Source organism: Vulcaniibacterium thermophilum, from assembly GCF_007923255.1.
In the GTDB taxonomy this organism is placed as follows: Bacteria; Pseudomonadota; Gammaproteobacteria; order Xanthomonadales; family Xanthomonadaceae; genus Lysobacter_F; species Lysobacter_F thermophilum.
Genome location: NZ_VOHJ01000013.1, coordinates 41453 through 56771, shown reverse-complemented (window position 1 = coordinate 56771; position 15319 = coordinate 41453). Strand labels below are relative to the sequence as shown.

The 15319-nt window shown below is 72.1% G+C and carries 17 protein-coding genes and 1 tRNA gene; 12 read left to right on the top strand and 6 right to left on the bottom strand.

The annotated features are described in order from the left end of the window. Nucleotides 1-15 precede the first annotated feature (15 nt). Together FQY64_RS07195 and FQY64_RS07190 are read right to left on the bottom strand one after the other, a co-directional pair. Nucleotides 16-438: a DNA polymerase III subunit chi gene (locus FQY64_RS07195; RefSeq protein WP_146473371.1), complete on the bottom strand. Its 423-nt coding sequence runs from the start codon at nt 436-438 to the stop codon at nt 16-18. Nucleotides 439-600: 162 nt separating this feature from the next. After that, entirely contained in the window at nt 601-2091 is a 1491-nt protein-coding gene (locus FQY64_RS07190) for a leucyl aminopeptidase (RefSeq protein WP_146473369.1), read from the bottom strand. A gap of 201 nt (nt 2092-2292) precedes the next feature. Between FQY64_RS07190 and lptF the strand changes: the two genes are divergently transcribed. Together lptF and lptG are read left to right on the top strand one after the other, a co-directional pair. Then, nucleotides 2293-3369, top strand: a complete 1077-nt coding sequence (gene lptF, locus FQY64_RS07185; RefSeq protein ID WP_146473367.1) for an LPS export ABC transporter permease LptF — start codon at nt 2293-2295, stop codon at nt 3367-3369. Between the two features lie 9 nt (nt 3370-3378). Beyond that, entirely contained in the window at nt 3379-4482 is a 1104-nt protein-coding gene (gene lptG, locus FQY64_RS07180; protein WP_146473365.1) for an LPS export ABC transporter permease LptG, read from the top strand. A gap of 51 nt (nt 4483-4533) precedes the next feature. Here lptG and FQY64_RS07175 read toward each other — a convergent pair. Then, a tRNA-Met gene (locus FQY64_RS07175) sits at nt 4534-4610 on the bottom strand. Nucleotides 4611-4728: 118 nt separating this feature from the next. On the opposite strand from FQY64_RS07175, the gene FQY64_RS07170 reads away from it, so the two are divergent. The 6 genes from FQY64_RS07170 (at nt 4729) to FQY64_RS07145 (ending at nt 8374) form a co-directional block, all read left to right on the top strand. Then, nucleotides 4729-5334 carry an RNA pyrophosphohydrolase gene (locus FQY64_RS07170; protein ID WP_146473363.1) on the top strand — a complete coding sequence of 202 codons (606 nt, stop codon included), beginning with the start codon at nt 4729-4731 and terminating at the stop codon, nt 5332-5334. A 111-nt stretch (nt 5335-5445) separates the two neighbouring features. Further along, entirely contained in the window at nt 5446-5649 is a 204-nt protein-coding gene (locus FQY64_RS07165; protein ID WP_146473361.1) for a bacterioferritin-associated ferredoxin, read from the top strand. Nucleotides 5650-5764: 115 nt separating this feature from the next. Beyond that, nucleotides 5765-6235, top strand: coding sequence for a bacterioferritin (bfr, locus tag FQY64_RS07160; RefSeq protein ID WP_146473358.1), 471 nt, complete (start codon nt 5765-5767; stop codon nt 6233-6235). A 182-nt stretch (nt 6236-6417) separates the two neighbouring features. Continuing rightward, nucleotides 6418-7434, top strand: a complete 1017-nt coding sequence (gene ltaE, locus FQY64_RS07155) for a low-specificity L-threonine aldolase (RefSeq protein ID WP_146473356.1) — start codon at nt 6418-6420, stop codon at nt 7432-7434. 191 nt (nt 7435-7625) lie between these two features. Next, nucleotides 7626-8036 (top strand): nucleoside diphosphate kinase regulator, encoded by a 411-nt coding sequence (gene rnk, locus FQY64_RS07150; RefSeq protein ID WP_146473354.1) that lies wholly within the window; start codon nt 7626-7628, stop codon nt 8034-8036. 8 nt (nt 8037-8044) lie between these two features. Further along, entirely contained in the window at nt 8045-8374 is a 330-nt protein-coding gene (locus tag FQY64_RS07145; protein ID WP_146473352.1) for a hypothetical protein, read from the top strand. Nucleotides 8375-8377: 3 nt separating this feature from the next. Here the strand turns inward: FQY64_RS07145 and FQY64_RS07140 are convergent, their stop codons facing one another. Next, on the bottom strand, nt 8378-8956 hold the full coding sequence (locus FQY64_RS07140) for a DUF4126 domain-containing protein (protein ID WP_146473350.1): 579 nt from the start codon (nt 8954-8956) through the stop codon (nt 8378-8380). Between the two features lie 59 nt (nt 8957-9015). On the opposite strand from FQY64_RS07140, the gene FQY64_RS07135 reads away from it, so the two are divergent. From FQY64_RS07135 to FQY64_RS07125, 3 genes are all read left to right on the top strand, one after another. Then, on the top strand, nt 9016-9771 hold the full coding sequence (locus tag FQY64_RS07135; RefSeq protein WP_146473348.1) for a DUF6776 family protein: 756 nt from the start codon (nt 9016-9018) through the stop codon (nt 9769-9771). 12 nt (nt 9772-9783) lie between these two features. Beyond that, nucleotides 9784-10170, top strand: coding sequence for a bactofilin family protein (locus tag FQY64_RS07130; RefSeq protein ID WP_146473346.1), 387 nt, complete (start codon nt 9784-9786; stop codon nt 10168-10170). 70 nt (nt 10171-10240) lie between these two features. After that, nucleotides 10241-10939, top strand: coding sequence for a DUF6776 family protein (locus FQY64_RS07125; protein WP_146473344.1), 699 nt, complete (start codon nt 10241-10243; stop codon nt 10937-10939). Nucleotides 10940-11285: 346 nt separating this feature from the next. Here FQY64_RS07125 and ligD read toward each other — a convergent pair whose 3' ends face one another. Then, the gene (gene ligD / locus FQY64_RS07120; protein ID WP_146473342.1) at nt 11286-13730 is read right to left on the bottom strand and encodes a DNA ligase D; all 2445 of its coding nucleotides are present in this window, start codon (nt 13728-13730) and stop codon (nt 11286-11288) included. A 118-nt stretch (nt 13731-13848) separates the two neighbouring features. After that, the gene (gene ku / locus FQY64_RS07115) at nt 13849-14811 is read right to left on the bottom strand and encodes a non-homologous end joining protein Ku (protein WP_146473340.1); all 963 of its coding nucleotides are present in this window, start codon (nt 14809-14811) and stop codon (nt 13849-13851) included. Nucleotides 14812-14990: 179 nt separating this feature from the next. On the opposite strand from ku, the gene FQY64_RS07110 reads away from it, so the two are divergent. Then, on the top strand, nt 14991-15275 hold the full coding sequence (locus FQY64_RS07110; protein ID WP_146473338.1) for a DUF4031 domain-containing protein: 285 nt from the start codon (nt 14991-14993) through the stop codon (nt 15273-15275). The last annotated feature ends 44 nt before the right edge of the window (nt 15276-15319 follow it).

The window sequence follows — 15319 nt, the reverse complement described above, 5'->3', positions numbered from 1 at the left end:
GCCCGGGTCCCGACCTCACATATCGTGCTTGTTCAACTCGAACCCGCGCGCCTGGTACTGCTTCCAGCGCTCGCGCAGCGGGCCGCGCGCGGAGGCGTCGGCGGGCACCACTTCCAGCACGCGCTCGAAGCGGCCTTCGACCGCCGCATCGCGAAGGTTGATCACCAGCGGACGCAGCGGGGCGTCGACCTCCGGCGGGGCGATCAGCACCGGCGTGAGCTCGTCCTCCTCGTCGCCGGCGATCTGGTGCGGCACGTAGGCGTCCTCGTCGAACGCCCACAGCAGATCGTCCAGCGCCTCCGCCTGCGCGGCGTCGCGCGCCAGCACCAGCGTCCACAGGTTGGCGTCGCACGCCTTGCGCGCCAGCTCGCAGACCAGCCGCAGCGGCTCCTCGCGGAAGCGCGGGGACTGGATCAGGTAGAAGTCGGCGCGGGGCATGTGGGCGGGGCGGGAACGGGGAATAGGGAACGGGGAATCGGGAGCGGGGAATCGGGAGCGGGAACGGGGAACCGGGAGTGTTCGGCGGGTGAGGGGGCTGGCGAGTCAGGTCGTCGCGCGTCTGCCCGGAGGCGGGACGCGCTTCCGACGATTCCCCATTCCCTATTGCCGATTCCCAGCCGCGCCTTCGGCGCGGTCCATCAGCCACTGCGCCAGCAGACCCACCGGACGGCCGGTGGCCATGCCGCGCTTGCCTTCCTCGTTGGCGACGCCGGCGATGTCCAGGTGCGCCCAGCGCTGGCCCTCGGTGAAGCGGGCGAGGAAGCAGCCGGCGGTGATCGCGCCGGCCCAGCGGCCGCCGATGTTGTAGACGTCGGCGAAGCTGGACTCGAGCAGGGTCTGGTACTCGTCCCACAGCGGCAGGCGCCAGGCGCGGTCGAACGTGGTCTCGCCGGCGGCGAGCAGCTCCTCGGCGAGATCGTCGTGCTTGCTCATCAGGCCGGTGGCGAACTTGCCGAGCGCGATCACGCAGGCGCCGGTGAGCGTGGCGACGTCGAGCAGCGCGGCCGGCTCGAAGCGCTGGGCGTAGGTCAGCGCGTCGCACAGGATCAGGCGGCCTTCGGCGTCGGTGTTGCCGACCTCGATGGTCTTGCCGGACATCGAGGTGATGACGTCGGAGGGGCGGTAGCTGTTGCCGTCCGGCATGTTCTCCACCGCCGGCACGATCGCCACCAGGTTGACCGGCAGCTTCATGCCGACCGCGGCGACGAACGCGCCCATCACGGTCGCGGCGCCGCACATGTCGTACTTCATCTCCTCGATGCCGCCCTGCACCTTGAGGTTGATGCCGCCGGTGTCGAAGGTGATGCCCTTGCCCACCAGCACGTAGGGCTTGGCGTCGCCGCCGCCGTCGTACTTCATCACGATCAGCTTCGGCGGATTGGCCGAGCCGCGGGCGACGGCCAGCAGCGAGCCCATGCCGAGCGCCTCCATCTGCTCGCGGTCGAGCACCTCGCACGAGGTGGCGTCGAAGCGCGCGGCGAACTCGTGCGCCTGCTGGGCGAGGTAGGCCGGATTGCAGATGTTCGGCGGCAGGTTGCCGAGCTCGCGCGCGAACTTCACGCCCGCGGCGATCGCCTGGCCCTGCGCCAGCGCCGCCTCGTCGTCGCCTGCGATCGCCAGCGTGCGCAGGCCGGGCTCGTCCTTCTTCTTGCCGAGCGTGGCGGTGTAGCGGTAGCAGGCGTGATCGGCGGCGATCGCGGCCTGGCGCACGTTCCATGCGCGGTCGCGGCCCGGCACTTCGAGTTCCGACAGGGTGAACAGCGCGTGCGCCACCGGGCCCGCCTTCAGCGCGCGCGCGGCATCGCCCACCGCCTTGAGGTACTGCGGCACCGCGAACTTCTCGCGCTCGCCCAGCCCCACCACCAGCACGCGCGGCGCCTGGATGCCGTCGAGATCGTGCAGCAGCGCGCTCTTGCCGGTCTTGCCGCTGACGTCGCCGCGCTCGACCAGCGCCGCCAGGCGGCCGCCGCTGGCGGCGTCGATCGCCTGCGCAGCGGGCGTGAGCGACTTGTCGGCGAACGCGCCGACGATGAGGCAGTCGGTCTGCGCGGTGACGGGATCGGCGCGGTTCAGTTCGAATTCGAGGGTCATCCAACAGATTCCAGACGGGTGTGGGGCGGTCGCGCCGCGGACCGCGGCGCCCGGGCCGCGACGCTGCGTACGGCGGCATTACGTACAATTCCGCGCTTTGCGGCCGGCGGGCCGGCGGCGGCGCCGTCGGGCGGGCGGTCGATCCCGCGAGCGGGCCCACGAGTGTAAATCAAGCCCCTGCGATGCCGAAGCCGAGTGCCGATGCCCCGTCTTGACCGCTACCTGCTCAGCGAATTCGCCCAGGCCACGTTCGGCACCGTGGTGGTGCTGCTGATCGTCTCGCTGGGCGGCGTGTTCGCCGATGTGCTGCGCGACATCGCGCGCGGCGCGGTGCCGGCGGGGATGATGCTGGCGCAGCTGGGACTGGTGCTGCTGAACTGGCTGCCGCTGATCCTGCCGCTCGGGCTGATGCTCGGCCTGATGCTGGCGGTCGGCCGGCTGTATCGCGATGCCGAGATGCCGGTGCTCGCCTCGATCGGCGTCGGCCCGCGCCGCCTGCTGCGCCCGTTGCTGATGCTGGTGCTGCCGCTGGTGGCGGTGGTCGGCGCCTGCTCGCTGTGGCTGGGGCCGTGGGCGGAGCGCACCTCGCAGCGGCTGATCCACGAGGCCAACCGCAACGCGGTGATCGCGGGTCTGGAGCCCGGCAGTTTCACCGAGCTGCCGCGCGGCGGCGTGGTGTACGTGGGCGCGATGTCGCCGGACGGCAGCCGCTACCGGCGCGTGTTCATCTACCGCCAGAGCGAGGACCGCATCGACGTCACCACCTCCGACGACGGCGAGGTGAAGGTCGACGCCGACGGCACCCGCTACCTCACCCTGCACGACGGCTTCCAGGTCGAAGGGCCGCGCGCCGGCGACCGGCTCGACTGGCGGCTGATGCGCTACGCCAGCAACGAGGCCGAGCTGCCGGCCAACGAGTCCAAGTTCGACCCCAACGATCCGGAGGTGCTCGCCACCTCCGCGCTGCTCGGCGACGCGCGGCCGGAAGCGCAGGCGCAGTTGCATCGCCGCATCGCCCCGCCGCTGCTGGCGCTGGCGTTCGCGCTGATGGCGGTGCCGCTGGCGCGCAGTTCCCCGCGCGAGGGCCGCTACGGCCGCATCCTGATCGGCTTCCTCGCGTACCTGTTCGGAACCAACCTCATTTCGATGGGCGCCGACTGGCTGGAGAAAGGCCGCATCGCGCCCGAGCTGGGCCTGTGGTGGCTGGTGGTGCCGGTTCTCGCGCTCAGCCTGTGGCTGTACTTCCGCGACGGCCGCATGCGCCGCCCGCGGCGCTGAGGAGACGCGATGCGACCGTTCCCCCGGATCCACGACCTGTTCATCGCGCGCACGGTGCTCGGCACCGTGCTGCTGACGTGGGCGGTGCTGGTCGGGCTCGACCTGATGCTGGCGCTGGTCGGCGAGGTCGACGACTTCGGCAAGGGCCGCTACGGCTTCCCGCTGGCGGTCGCCTACCTGTCCTACACGGTGCCGTTCCGGCTCTACAACCTGTTTCCGAGCGCGGCGGTGGTCGGCACCCTGCTGGCGCTGGGGCAGCTCGCCGCCAGCTCCGAACTCACCGCGCTGCGCGCGCTCGGGCTGTCGCGCCGGCGGATCAGTCTGACCATCGCGCTCGCGCTGGCCGCGGTGCTGGCGGCGATGGTGGTCAACGGCGAGACGCTGGGGCCGTGGGCGCAGCGCCGCGCGGATGCGCTGAAGGCCTCCGCCAAGTCGCGCCAGATGATCGTGGCGCAATATTCCGGCCTGTGGGCGCGCGAGGGCGAGGTGATCCTCAACGCCAACGGCGGACAGGAGCACGACGACGGCAAGGGCGGCCGCTGGCTGGAGCTGCGCGACGTGCGGCTGTTCGAGTTCGCCGACGACGGCCGGCTGAAGTCGCTGGCGCGCGTGGACGTGGCCGAGCATCGGCAGGGGAGCTGGCGCCTGCGCGGCGTCACCCGCACGCACTTCGGCGAGAAGTCGGTGCAGCAGGAGCGGGTGGCGGAGGAGCGCTGGCGCTCGCGGCTGGACACGGTCGCGCTGACCGCCGGCACCGACAAGCCGCGCTATCTGTCCGCGCAGGCGCTGCGCGAGGCGATCGACTACCGCCAGCGCAACGGCCTGGACGCCAGCCAGATGCTCGAGCACTACTGGGGCCGCTGGTTCTACCCGCTGAACGCGCTCGCCCTGGTGCTGGCGGCGGTGCCGTTCGCGTTCGGCACGCTGCGCAGCGGCGGCCTGGGGCGCCGGCTGTTCATCGGCATCGTGTTCGCGCTGGGCTTCTCGCTGCTGCAGATGCAGGCGGTGCGCGCGGCCGGGGTCTACAAGTTCGACTTCCGGCTGGCCTACGCGCTGCCGACGGCGATCATGGTGGCCGTCTCGGCCTGGCTGTTCCGCCGCCGCAGCGGCTGAGCCGGCCGCCGGAACGCAAAAGCCCGGGCGCGGGCCCGGGCTTCGCAAGTCTGGTGGCTATGGGTGGACTCGAACCACCGACCCCAGCATTATGAGTGCTGTGCTCTAACCGGCTGAGCTACATAGCCACGGAGAGCCCAGCATTATTCCGTCGCGCCGCCCGGCCGTCAATCGCATCCGGTTTGGCTTGTTCTCCACACCGGGCCGTGGCAGATTCGGACCCAGTAGGTCTACGGAGTCCGCATCGTGATCGATCCGGACGGTTACCGCCCCAACGTCGGCATCGTGCTGATGAACGCCGATGGCCGCGTGTTCTGGGCCCGGCGCATCCACCGCGACGGCTGGCAGTTCCCGCAGGGCGGCATGAACAGCGACGAGACGCCGCTCGAGGCGATGTACCGCGAGCTGCGCGAGGAAACCGGCCTGCTGCCCGAGCACGTCGAGGTGCTGGGCGCGACTCCCGGCTGGCTCCGCTACCGCCTTCCCCCGCGCGCCATCCGCCGGCAGGACCGGCTGGTGTGCATCGGCCAGAAGCAGGTGTGGTTCCTGCTGCGGCTGCTGGGGGAGGAATCGGACCTGCGGCTGGACCTGACCGACAAGCCGGAATTCGACCACTGGCGCTGGGTGGACTTCTGGTACCCGGTCGAGCACGTGGTCACCTTCAAGCGGGGCGTCTACGCCCGCGCGCTGCGTCATCTGGCGCCGTTCGCCCGGCGCGTGGCCGGAGCGCACGCGGTGCCGCCGCCCGGGCCGGAGCTGAGGGCGTTCCTGGGCAATCGCCGCAGCCGGCCGGCGCGGCGGCCGATCCGGCCGCTGGGGCGGGGGCCGGAAACCAGCGGCGCCCCCGGTTGAGGCGTTCAGCCGGCCCGGCGCGCCGTTCAGCCGCGCTCAATTGACACTCATTCTCATTCGTGTTGGCATAGACGCGCAGCCGCCCGCTGCGCCGTCCCACGCCGCACGACCATGTACGTCTGTCTCTGCAACGGGGTCACCGATCGCGCCATCCGCGAGGCGGCCGAGGCCGGCTGCCGCAGCGTGGCCGAGCTGACGATGCGCACCGGTGCCGGCGCCAACTGCGGCAGCTGCGTGGACATGGCCGCGCAACTGCTGGAGGAGACGCGCGCCGCGCTCGAATTCCCGCTGCCGGTGCTGCAACACGCCGCCTGAGGCGCGGCCGCTCGCCCTTGCAACCCCCGCGCGAATGCACTCGATTCGCGTTCCGTCATCGCGCGCGCGTTCCGCATAAAGTGCCCGGCATCGGACGCAGGCGAGGAACGCGATCATGAAGGGCGATCCCAAGGTCATCGACTATCTCAACCGCGCGCTCTACAACGAGCTGACCGCGATCAACCAGTACTTCCTGCACGCCAAGATGCTGAAGAACTGGGGGCTGAAGGAGCTGGCCGAGCACGAGTACCACGAGTCGATCGACGAGATGAAGCACGCCGACCGGCTCGCCGAGCGCATCCTGTTCCTCGACGGCCTGCCGAACTTCCAGGCGCTGGGCAAGCTGAAGATCGGCGAGAACCCGCGCGAGGTGCTGGGCTGCGACCTGGCGCTCGAGTACGAGGCGCTGCCGCTGCTGCGCGAGGGCATCGCGTACTGCGAAAGCGTCGGCGACTACGTCAGCCGCAAGCTGCTGGCCGACATCCTCGACTCCGAGGAAGAGCACATCGACTGGATCGAGACGCAGTTGGGGCTGATGGACCGTCTGGGCGACCAGAACTATCTGCTGACCAAGATCGAATCCTGAGCCGGGCGGCGCCATCCGCCCGGGAAGCGTCCATGCTGGAGCGGTTTCGGCCGCGAGCCGCCTGCGGGTCGCGGTCCGGGCGCGGCTGAAGCCGCTGCCGCGACGGGCGCGTCCGGCGCCGGCGCTACCCAACCCGCGCGCGTTCGGTGAGCATGGCGGTCACGCCACGACGCCACTTCGCCATGCACGACTGGATCGACCTGCGTTCGGACACCGTCACCCGGCCCACGCCCGCGATGCGTGCGGCGATGCTGGAGGCGGAGGTGGGCGATGACGTGTACGGCGAGGATCCGACCGTCAACGCGCTGCAGGACCGGCTGGCGGCGGAGCTCGGCTTCGAGGCCGGCCTGTTCGTGCCGAGCGGCACGCAGTCCAACCTGCTCGCGCTGATGGCGCATTGCGAGCGCGGCGACGAGTACCTCGTCGGCATGGACGCGCATACCTACAAGTACGAAGGCGGCGGCGCCGCGGTGCTGGGCTCGATCCAGCCGCAGCCGGTGCCGCATGCGGCCGACGGCACGCTGCCGCTGGACGTGCTGGCGACCGTGGTGAAGCCGATCGACCCGCACTTCGCACGCACGCGTCTGCTGTGTCTGGAGAACACCTGGCACGGGCGGCCGTTGCCGCTGGAGTACCTCGCCGACGCGCGCCGCTTCTGCGACGCGCACGGGCTGGCGCTGCACCTGGACGGCGCGCGCCTCTACAACGCCGCGGTCGCCTGCGGCGTGCACGCGCGCGGGATCGCGCGCCACTTCGACAGCGTGTCGGTGTGCTTCTCGAAAGGGCTGGGCGCGCCGGTCGGCTCGGTGCTGGTCGGTTCGCGCGCGCTGGTCGAGAAGGCGCGGCGCTGGCGCAAGGTCGCAGGCGGCGGCTGGCGGCAGGCGGGGATGCTGGCGGCGGCGTGCCTGCACGCGCTCGACCGCCACGTCGCGCGGCTGGCCGAGGATCACGCGCGCGCCGCGCGGCTTGCCGACGGGCTGCGCGGCCTGCCGGGGCTCGCGGTGGCCGCGCAGCACACCAACATGGTGTTCGTCGACGTCGCCCCGGAGCGGCTGGCCGCGCTCGGGGCGCACATGGACGCCGCGCGGGTGCGGCTGTCGATCGGCTACGCGCCGCGCATCCGGCTGGTGACGCATCTGGACGTCGACGACGACGGGGTCGAGCGCGCGATCGCCGCCTTCCGCGCGTTCTTCGCCTGAATCCGCACGGTCCGGCGCGCGGCGCGCACGTGCCGTCTGCGGCGTCGCCGGTGCCCGCATGGCCGTTGTGCACGCGATCGCCGCCGGCGGTTTGCTTTCCTTCCACAGGCCGGCTAGCGTTGCCCGCAAACCTGCAGATCGCGAGGCAGGGCGTCGTCCGGCGCCTTGCCTCGTTTGCCTTTGGAGGACGCATGAATCCCGCACCGCCGATCATCGTGTCCGCGCACGATGCCCGTCGTCTCGAACGTCTGCTCGAGGAAGCCGGCCGCGAGCACGGTGCCGTGGCCGAGGCCCTCGAGGCGGAACTGGCGCGCGCCGAGATCCGCCCGCCCGCGGCCATGCCGCCGGACACGGTGACGATGAACTCGCAGGTGCTCTGCGTGGACGAGACGTCCGGCGCGGAGCATCTCCTGCGGCTGGTCTATCCCTGGGATGCGGATGCCTCGGCGGGGCAGGTGTCGGTGCTGGCGCCGGTGGGTGCGGCGCTGCTCGGGCTGTCCGCCGGCCAGGCGATCGACTGGCCGCTGCCGTCCGGGCGCACGACGCGGCTGCGCGTGCTGCGCGTGGTCGATCAGCCGGAGGCGCACGGCCGCCTGGATTGAGGGGGGCGGTGACCGTGCCCGCGCCGCGCTGGCTTCGTGCGTTCGGCCGCCGTCGCGCCGCCGCGGTGCGGGTGGACGGCGTCGTCGGCGACGCCGGCGTGTGCGCGGTGCGGCGCGGCGGCGAGGCGCGCTGGACGGCGTCGGTCGAGCTGTCCGCGTGGCGGGTCGAAGCCGGGCCTCCGCAGCCCGGCGTGCTGGTGGTCGAGGCCGACCTGGACGGCGCGCAGCTTGCCGCGCTGCAGCGGCGTCTGCGTCCGGGCGTGTCCTGCGCGTTGCGCGTGTCGTTGCCCGATACGGCCGATGCGCGGGCGCGGCTGCGCGGCATCGAGCCCGGCTGAGGCTCAGGACGGTCGCGGCTGCAGCGCCCGCGCGAGCCTGCGCCACACCCACCACACGCCGAGCGCGATCGCGAGCGTCACGCCGAGCACCAGCGCCAGCGCGATCCACGGATGCGCGAACACCAGCGCCAGTCCGGTGACCGCGACGGCGTCCTCGCCGAGCGAGGTGGTCCAGTTGCTGACCGGTTCGGGCGAGGTGTTGATGAGCGCGCGCGTGCCGGTCTTGAGCGCGTGGCTGGCCAAGGTGACGCCGGCCCCGGCGGCGAGCGTGCCCAGGCCGAGCTCGCCGTCCGGCGAAAGCGCCGCCGCTGCGAGGAAGGCGCCGGCGGGCACGCGCAGCAGCGTGTGCAGCAGATCCCAGACCGAATCCACGCCGGGAATCTTGTCGGTGAAGAACTCCACGACCGCGAGCAGGCCGCAGGCGGCGATCACCCAGGGCGAGGCGGTGACCTGCAGCGCCGACGGCAGCTCCATCCAGCCCAGGGCGCCGGCCAACCCGACCCCGAACACGGTCAGGTACACCCGCATGCCCGCCAGCCAGGCGAGGACCACCCCAAGTGCGAACAGGTGCGCTTCGGACACGGCCGGGCCTCGCTAGACTGTCGCGTCCGAGTATAGGACGCCGCCCGTGCGTCGCCCGCATGGTCAAGGTCCCGCCACCGCCCCGTTACGTCGTCGTTCCGCAACGCGCGCCGCGCTCGCCGCTGCGCTGGCGGATCGCGCTGGGCGCGCTGTGGGCGGCCACGCTGGCGGGCGCGTGGGCGCTGGCGCAGTACCGCGCCGCGCCGGCGCTGGGCGCGACGCGCGCCGAGCTTGCGGACGCGCGCGCCGCGCTGGGCCGCCAGCAGCGCGAACTGGACCGGCTGCGCCAGCGCGAGGCGACGCTGGCGCTGTCCGATGCGATCAGCCGCAAGGCGAACCGCGAGGTGCAGCGCGCGCTGGCCGAACGCGAAGAGGAGATCGCCAACCTGCGCGAGAACCTCGCCTTCTACGAGCGCCTGGTCGGCGCCACCGCGCAGCCGAAGGGACTGGCGGTGCATGCCGCCGAGTTCCGCCGCGAGGGCGCCGGCACCTGGCGCTACCAGGTCACGCTGACGCAGAGCCTCAACCGCGGTGCGGTCAGCAGCGGCACGCTGAAGCTGGCGGTGGAAGGCGTGCGCGCCGGCAAGCTGACCACGGTGGGCTGGGACGAGCTGCACCAGCGCGCGGGCGCGCCGGCGCAGCGGTACTCGTTCCGCTATTTCCAGCAGCTCGAAGGCAGCGTGATGCTGCCGGTCGGCTTCACGCCGCAGCGGGTGCGGGTGTGGCTGAGCGGCGACGGCGCGCCGGTCGAGCAGAGCTTCGCGTGGACCGAAGCCGCCGCCGGCGGCAATGCGCGCGTGGCCGCGTTCCACTAGACCGGGGAGCACATGTTCAAGGGCAAAACGAATGCGGCGGGCGATCAGATCGAAACGCTGATCGGCCCGCAGGTGGTCATCCACGGCGACGTGCGTTTCGCCGGCGGGCTTCATGTCGAAGGCCGCATCGTCGGCAAGGTGGTGGCCGAACCGGGCGCGCGCGCGGTGCTGACGCTGTCCGAGCACGGCAGCATCGAAGGCGAGGTGCATGCGCCGGTGGTGGTGCTCAACGGCCGGCTGCAGGGCGACGTGCACGCCGCCGAGCGGGTCGAACTGGCGCCCAACGCGCGCGTGCAGGGCAATCTGCACTACAAGGTGGTCGAGATGGCGGCCGGCGCCACCGTCACCGGGCGGCTGATCCACGTCGACGCCGCCGAGGACGTCGCCGCGCCGGCCTGACCGCCGGCACTCGTGCGGCGGGGCGCCGCTGAGGCAAGCTCGCGTCATCGCGTCCTTCGTGGAGCCTCGCATGAGCGAGCCGGCACGTCCGTTCGATCTCCGCTGGCTGCGGCACGGGCTGTTCGCGCTCGCCCTGCTGTTCGGCGCCTGGGGCCTGTGGCGCGCCCTCGCGCCGGACGACGCGCGCTCGGCGGCGGCGCTGGAGCGGCGTGTGCGCGCGCAGCAGGCGCAGATCGAGCAGTTGCAGCAGAAGCTGGCGACCCTGGCGCGCTCGGACCAGATCAGCCGCGAAGCCAATCGCGATCTGCAGAGCACGCTGGCCGAGCGCGACGAGGAGATCGCCGGCCTGCGCGCGGACGTCGCGTTCTACGAGCGCCTGGTCGGCGCCACCGGCCAGCGCCGCGGGCTGACCGTGCACGCGCTGCGGCTGCAGGCGCAGAGCGACTCGGCGTGGCATTTCACCGCGACGCTGACGCAGAACCTGGTGCGCGGCGCGATCAGCCGCGGGCGCGTCACGCTCGCGGTGGAGGGCACCCGCGGCGGCCGCCTGCAGCGGCTGGCCTGGGCCGATCTGCGCCAGCAGCCGGACGCGCCGGGGGTGCCGTATTCGTTCAAGTACTTCCAGCAGATCGAGGGCGACATCGTGCTGCCGCCGGGTCTGGCGCCGGTGCGGATCACCGTGCGGCTGACGCCCGAGCGCGGCCCGGCGATCGAGGAGTCCTTCACCTGGGCCGAGGCGACGGCGCGCGAGCCGGGGGCGATGCGGTAGACGCGCGTAGGGAGAAGAGAGCTGCCTCCCTTTCGCCGCAGGCGGCAGGCGCGGCGGTCGCCCTCCCCTGCGTGCAGGGGAGGGTTGGGGAGGGCTTAAGTGGGTGGTGCGCGTGTTGCGTCGGTACTGGACAACCCCTCCCGACCTCCCGCCCGCGCCAGCGGTGCGGGCGTTCTGCGGCCCGCGCGGCTGTGCCGCGCAAGCAGGCCCGCCTCACCCCCCTGCCCTCGCAGGGGGAAGAGAGCTCCCCTCCTTTCGCCGCAGGCGGGAGGCGGTGTAGTAGTCGCCCCCTCTCCTGCGTGCAGGGGAGGGGGTGTGCGGGTGGGCGTGTGGTTTCGCGGCGGGTTCAGAGCTTCACCAGCTTCTGCCGCGTCGCCGCCTGGAAGCCTTCCCAGGGGTCCTTGCGCTGGCTGGCGGCGCGGCGCAGGGCGCGGGCCATGTCGTAGTCGGCGCCGGACTTCACGCGGCCGAGTTCGTCCCAGCGGATCGGCACCGCCACCGGCGCCTTCGGTCGCGCGCGCAGCGACCAGCTCGCCACGCTGGTCGCGCCGCGTCCGTTGCGCAGCCAGTCGATGAAGATCACGCCCTTGCGTTTGGCCTTGGAGGCGGTGGCGACGTAGCGGTGCGGCGCCTGCAGGGCCATCGCGTCGGCGAACGCCTCGCAGAACGCCTTGGCGCGGGCCCAGGTCTGCTCGGGCGCGATCGGCACCACCACGTGCAGGCCCTTGCCGCCCGACGTGCGCAGGAAACTGGTGAGCCCGACTTCCGCCAGCCGGTCGCGCACCTCGCGCGCGGCGGCGGCGACCGCCTTCCACTCCACGCCCTCGCCGGGATCGAGGTCGAACACCAGCCGGTCGGGGCGCTCCACGTCCTCGATGCGCGCGCCCCACGGGTGCAGTTCGAGCACGTTCATCTGCACCAGGTCGAGCAGTCCTTCGACGCTGTCGATGTAGACGTAGTTCTCGCGGCCGCCCTCCTTCTCCCTGATCGCGACGGAACGCACGTTGGGGCCGAGCGTCTCGGCATGGTGCTTCTGGAAGAAGCACTGCCCCTTGATGCCGTCCGGGCAGCGGATCAGCGAGAGCGGGCGCCTGGCCACCTCCGGCAGCAGCAGATGCGCCACCGCGCGGTAGTAATCGGCCACCTGCTGCTTGGTGATGCCCGACTCCGGGAAGATCACCTTGGTCGGGCTGCTGATGACGGGAGCGGCGGATTGCGGCACGACGTCCTCCACGGTCTTGTCCTCGCGCAGGCGCTGGAAGCTGCCCTGGCGCACCAGGCCTTCCTTTCCCCAGCCGCGGAAGGCGATCTCGGCGACGAGCCTGGGCTCGATCCAGGTGACGTCGCGCGGCAACTGCGGCAGATGCGGCGGCAGCTCGACGGTGGGCGTGCGCCGCTTCAGCGGTTCCATGCGCGCGGCCAGCGCGCGCAGGGTGGCGTCGTCGTAGCCGGTGCCGACGCGACCGACGTACTTCAGCCGTCCGGCCTCACGGGTGGCGAGCAGCAGCGCGCCGAAGCCGCGCCGCGCGCCCTTCGGCGCGGTGTAGCCGACGATGACGAACTCGTCGCTCTGCGCGTGCTTGACCTTCAGCCAGCTTGCGGTGCGGCCCGGCGTGTAGCGCGCATCGACGGCCTTGCTGATGATCCCCTCCATGCCCTGCTTGCGGCTGGCGGCGAACACTTCCGGCCCGTGGCCGACGACGTGCGCGCTGTAGGCGAGCACCGGGTCGGTATTGCCCTCCAGCAGTGCGGCCAGCAGTCGCTTGCGCTCGATCAGCGGCACGCCGGTCAGGTCGATCCGCGCCAGCCGCATCACGTCGAACAGCACGTAGCGCAGCGGCGCGTTGCCCGAGCCTTCCAGGGTGCGCTGCAGCGCCGCGAAGTCGTCGCGGCCGTGCGCATCGACCGCGATCAGCTCGCCGTCGAGCACCGCATCCTCGACGCCGAGCGCCTCCAGCGCCGCGACGATGTCGGGATGCTCGGCCGTCCAGTCCAGATCGTTGCGCGAGCGCAGGCGCGCGCGGCCGTCGACGATGTCGGCGAGCATGCGGTAGCCGTCCCACTTCAGCTCGTGCAGCCAGGTCTCGCCGGGCGGCGGCGTCTCGCGCAGGCTGGCGAGCTGCGGCTTGATCGGCTCGATGCGCCGCGCCGGCTTCGCGCCGGGCAGCGCACGCGCGCGTTCGGCCCAGTCCGGGCGGCGGCGCGCGCGCGGGGCGGTGCGCCGGGTGGCGCCGCGCGTGCCGCCGTCGGTATCGCGCGTCGCCGGCGCGTCGCTCTCGAGCAGATCGTCCGCTTCGGCGTCGCGCGCGTACTCGTCGTCGCGCTTGATGAGCAGCCACTGCGGCTTGCCGCCCTCGACCTTCGCCGTGCGCACCAGCTTCCACGCGCCCTGCAGGCGGCGGCCGTGCAGGGTGAAATCGAGCTTGCCGCGCGCGAGCGCTTCCAGCGGGTCGCCCTCGATGTTCCAGACGCCGCGGTCGAAGATGTCCACGTGCCCCGCGCCGTAGTGGCCTTCCGGAATGTCGCCCTCGAAGGTGGCGTAGCTGAGCGGGTGATCCTCGACCTCGACCGCGAGCCGCTTCTCGCCGATCCGCAACGACGGCCCGCGCGGCACCGCCCAGCTCTTGAGCGCGCCGTCGATCTCCAGGCGGAAGTCGTAGTGGCGGCGCCGCGCGTGGTGAAGCTGGACGACGAAGATCGGGCGCGTGCCGTGGCCCTTGAGCGGAACGTCCGGCGCGGGCTCGGGGGTGGCGCGGAATTCGCGCTTGCGGGTGTATTCGCGAAGGCTCATGGGGCGCGCGGCGAGGTGGGGTCGCACCCGGCGCGGTGCGCTGCCGCGCGCGCGGCCGATCCGCCGGCCGCGCGGGCAAGCCGGCTCACCAGCGGCCTCATGCAGGCTCGGTCAACGCTCACGCCCGCTTGCGCTTGCTGGCCGCGGCGGGCTTCTTCGCGGCGGGCGCCTTGCGCGCGGATTTCCTCGCCGCCTTCTTCGCGCGGGGCGCTTCTTCCTCGCCGTCCTCGTCGTCCCCGTCGGCGTCGGCGGATGCGGCCGCGGCCTTCTTCGCCGGGGTGCGCTGTTTGCGCTCGATGCTCTGCTGCAGCAGCGACATGAAGTCGACCACGTTGGTGGCAGCGGACTCGGGCACCGCCTCCGCCTCCTCCTCGTGGCGTACCACGCCATGCGCGCGCACGCGCTCCTCGATCACCTTCTGCAGCCGCTCGCGGAATACGTCGCCGTAGTCGTCCGGCCGCCATTCGGTCGACATGGTCTCGATCAACTGCTTGGAGAACTCCAGCTCCTTCGGCGTGATGCGGTACTCGCCCTGGGCCTTCTCGGGGATGTTGTACTCGTCCGCCGCCACCACTTCCTGCGGGTAGCGCATCATCAGCAGCATCAGCGCGTTGCCTTGCGGCATCACCGCGCACAGGTGCTCGCGGGTGCGGATCACCACGCGCGCGATGCCGATCTTGCCGGTCTCCTTCAGCGCATCGCGCAACAGCACGTAGCCCTTCTCCGCCTTCTTCGCCGGCACCAGCACGTAGGGCCGCTCGAAATACTGCGGGCCGACCTCGTCGGCATCGACGAAGGCTTCCACCTCGATCGCATCGTGGCTCTCGGGGGCCGCCGACTTGATGTCCTCCGGCTCCAGCACGACGTAGCTGCCCTTGTCGTACTCGTACGCCTTGATGATGTCCTTCCACGGCACCTCTTCGCCGGTCTCCGCGTTGACGCGCTCGTAGCGGATCGGCGCGTTGTTGCGCGAGTCGAGCATGCGCAGCGAGATGTCGGTGCGGCGCTCGCCGGACATCAGCGAGACCGGGATGTTGAGCAGGCCGAACGAGAGCGTTCCGGACCAGACGGGACGGGCCATGGCCGCCTCCAGCGAGGGCGTTCTGGCTGAACAGGATTCGAGTATTTGAATCGCCTCGTGATGCGGACGTGTGGGCTGGCCGCGGCTGCGCGCGCCGTTATGCTCGCGTTCCGCCCGTCCGTCTTCCGTGCCGCGATGCCGCTGCCCACGCCCCGTTCACATCGCCGCCCGGCGCCGCCATGACGGTCTACATCGACGATGCGGTGTGGCCCTGGCGCGGCCGCCGCTGGGCGCATCTGATGGCCGATTCGCTGGACGAGCTGCACGCCTTCGCCGCCGCGCTCGGCATTCCGCGGCGCGCCTTCCAGAACAAGCGCAGCGGCGCGCATTACGACGTGCCGGCCGAGCTGCGCGCGCAGGCGCTCGCGCTCGGCGCGCGGCCGATCTCGCGTCATCGCGACCGCGACGAGGTGCGGCGCGTGATCGCGCAGGCGAAGGCGCAGGCGGCGCAAGGCGGCGCATGAGCACGCGCGCGGGCGCATGCGGGCACGGCGCCGGCCGGGCCGCC

Bases quoted from the DNA above. Each gene is read 5' to 3' on its own strand.
- FQY64_RS07195 (WP_146473371.1), bottom strand. From the start codon at position 438: ATGCCCCGCGCCGACTTCTACCTGATCCAGTCCCCGCGCTTCCGCGAG.
- FQY64_RS07190 (WP_146473369.1), bottom strand. From the start codon at position 2,091: ATGACCCTCGAATTCGAACTGAACCGCGCCGATCCCGTCACCGCGCAG.
- lptF (WP_146473367.1), top strand. From the start codon at position 2,293: ATGCCCCGTCTTGACCGCTACCTGCTCAGCGAATTCGCCCAGGCCACG.
- lptG (WP_146473365.1), top strand. From the start codon at position 3,379: ATGCGACCGTTCCCCCGGATCCACGACCTGTTCATCGCGCGCACGGTG.
- FQY64_RS07165 (WP_146473361.1), top strand. From the start codon at position 5,446: ATGTACGTCTGTCTCTGCAACGGGGTCACCGATCGCGCCATCCGCGAG.
- bfr (WP_146473358.1), top strand. From the start codon at position 5,765: ATGAAGGGCGATCCCAAGGTCATCGACTATCTCAACCGCGCGCTCTAC.
- ltaE (WP_146473356.1), top strand. From the start codon at position 6,418: ATGCACGACTGGATCGACCTGCGTTCGGACACCGTCACCCGGCCCACG.
- rnk (WP_146473354.1), top strand. From the start codon at position 7,626: ATGAATCCCGCACCGCCGATCATCGTGTCCGCGCACGATGCCCGTCGT.
- FQY64_RS07135 (WP_146473348.1), top strand. From the start codon at position 9,016: ATGGTCAAGGTCCCGCCACCGCCCCGTTACGTCGTCGTTCCGCAACGC.
- FQY64_RS07130 (WP_146473346.1), top strand. From the start codon at position 9,784: ATGTTCAAGGGCAAAACGAATGCGGCGGGCGATCAGATCGAAACGCTG.
- FQY64_RS07125 (WP_146473344.1), top strand. From the start codon at position 10,241: ATGAGCGAGCCGGCACGTCCGTTCGATCTCCGCTGGCTGCGGCACGGG.
- ligD (WP_146473342.1), bottom strand. From the start codon at position 13,730: ATGAGCCTTCGCGAATACACCCGCAAGCGCGAATTCCGCGCCACCCCC.
- ku (WP_146473340.1), bottom strand. From the start codon at position 14,811: ATGGCCCGTCCCGTCTGGTCCGGAACGCTCTCGTTCGGCCTGCTCAAC.
- FQY64_RS07110 (WP_146473338.1), top strand. From the start codon at position 14,991: ATGACGGTCTACATCGACGATGCGGTGTGGCCCTGGCGCGGCCGCCGC.